Origin of the sequence: Lysinibacillus sp. GbtcB16 (assembly GCF_019091145.1) — a bacterium.
In the GTDB taxonomy this organism is placed as follows: domain Bacteria; phylum Bacillota; class Bacilli; order Bacillales_A; family Planococcaceae; genus Lysinibacillus; species Lysinibacillus fusiformis.
Genome location: NZ_JAGXJV010000834.1, coordinates 1 through 238, shown reverse-complemented (window position 1 = coordinate 238; position 238 = coordinate 1). Strand labels below are relative to the sequence as shown.

General features: G+C 42.0%; 1 protein-coding gene. It reads right to left on the bottom strand.

Annotated features, from left to right (window positions below; genetic code table 11):
* On the bottom strand, window positions 1–238 hold a 238-nt coding region (locus KVT27_RS26035), incomplete at both ends, for an aminotransferase class III-fold pyridoxal phosphate-dependent enzyme (protein ID WP_217582317.1).

Here is a 238-nt window from a genome sequence, read left to right as displayed (position 1 = left end):
GCTCATACTTGTATTTTCGCTGAGCTTGTCCAGTTGCCGCTAAGGCCCCCATTGAGCTCCCATGATAAGCGAGATAACGAGAAATAATCTTCGTTCGATTGACATGTCCTTTTTGTTGATGATATTGTCGAGCGATTTTGTAGGCAGCTTCATTCGCTTCAGAACCACTGTTCGAGTAAAAGACGACATAATCATCTCCTAATAGCTCACTAATCTTTTCACTTAATTGAATGGCAGG